At 51.2% G+C, this 1,362-nt stretch carries 1 pseudogene; it reads left to right on the top strand.

The features are described 5' to 3' along the window. Window positions 1–1,362: pseudogene (locus HMPREF2955_RS14040) on the top strand (type IV secretion protein Rhs); the annotation flags it as partial.

The raw sequence follows: 1,362 nt of genomic DNA on the forward strand, positions 1-1,362 counted from the left end.
TCCATTCTCAGCACAGGGACGAGAACGGACAGCCTCACGACATCCGTCAAGGCCGGCGAAAGGCTGTTCTTCCGCTTGCAGTCGCGCTACTCGGGTGCGGCCGACAGCGTGGCGTGGTCTCAACGGGTGGAATATAGCCGGATTGTTGGCGGCAATGCCACCTACCTGGGGCAAGACCTCTCCCACTATGACGCCGCATCCGACTTCTTGGAAGGAATGACCACGGGCATGTCTTTGCCCAAGGATGGGCGCGTGGAGGTAAAGGCGCCTTACAGAAAGGGGCGGACAGGGAGTCATGTTACGCTTGTCGTGAGAAGGAAAGATTTACACGGCGAACACATCTTGATGGAGAAGAAACTACCAGCCGGCACTTCTGTTGAAGATACGTTTGAGGATGCGTTCGACGTATTGGCGAAAGATTCGGTGCAGCTGACCTTTGAGATGCTGACGGATGCCCCTTTGGAATGGAGAAACATGTCGTGGAAACCAACGTTAAGGTACGTCTCCACACAAGACACGCTCCGTGTAATTCCTTTTAGAAAGATGTATAACAAGCCCGTACTTGTGAGGGCTTCAAGAAATGTTAGGAAGGACCTGGCGAAGAACCAGAAATACGACCCGGGAGTAATTCTCGTGCATAAGTTTAAGGTAAAGCGACAAGATTGGGATAAAGACAAAGATACGGCAACCGTACATGTGAACTTCAACAGGGAGGACGGCACCTTACTGCTTAAGCGCAAATATACCTTAACCAAAGACGACAGCATAAAGGTTGACTCGCTGGCCATTGTTGATGCAGCCTTGCTGGAAGAACTCTGCAAGGGAAAGACACTGGCAACGTTTAGTGTAGAAAACGAGTTGAGGTCGGTTGTTAAGGCTACGGTGGAAGTTTTCCGCGATTCCCTTGTCTTCAAAAAGGATTGGACAAAGAAGAAGATGATCGTCGACCACAAGGAGAGGATCCTCGTCGACACATTTGCATGCTCCGTCTTCTCCGGCTATAATTCCCTTAATTTCGGACACCTTTATAGGGGATGGGGACAGTTCGGCTACAACGGGAATAGGGAATACGCAAGCCGCCCCATTGAAACGGCGGCATTGACCATCGACACCGACGGATACAAGGGCATCGCGGACAATTATGATAAGAGCCGTAAGGAGGAAGACCTCGCAGGCTTGACGGAGCCCAGCAAGCAACGTTTCTTCGTAATGGGTTACAATGCCATGCGCAAGGTCTATATCGGTGCAACCGACAGTGCCTACGTGGGTGTTTCCTTCCAATGCTCCTCACGTATGGGTGAAAGCGAGATTAAGGTAGACAGTGTGCAGTATGCCTCAGGAGAAGGACTGTCTGCACCGATA

It is taken from the genome of Prevotella sp. HMSC073D09 (assembly GCF_001814145.1).
Classification (GTDB): Bacteria; Bacteroidota; Bacteroidia; order Bacteroidales; family Bacteroidaceae; genus Prevotella; species Prevotella conceptionensis.